Annotated in this window: 1 pseudogene; it reads right to left on the bottom strand. The window is 35.4% G+C overall.

What is annotated here, in order from left to right:
- Positions 1-223, bottom strand: a pseudogene (locus Q0935_RS15870) (hypothetical protein); the annotation flags it as partial.

Raw genomic sequence — 223 nt, 5'->3', positions numbered from 1 at the left:
ATCATTGTCTAAATCTACTAAATCTCCATTTCCATCGCCATCTAAGTCGATATAATCGATAATACCATCTGCATCAGTATCAAATCCTTCTGCTACACCATCACCATTGATATCTACAATATCAAAGATGCCATCTGCTGGTGTACTTGTGTCGATAGTATCTATTGTACCATCGCCATTAACATCTAATCCGGCAGTTAATGTAGTAAGATCTAAATTTAAT

Origin of the sequence: uncultured Lacinutrix sp. (assembly GCF_947500605.1) — a bacterium.
In the GTDB taxonomy this organism is placed as follows: domain Bacteria; phylum Bacteroidota; class Bacteroidia; order Flavobacteriales; family Flavobacteriaceae; genus Lacinutrix.
The sequence above is the reverse complement of the archived record's forward strand: the minus strand, read 5'-3'. Positions and strand labels throughout refer to the sequence as shown.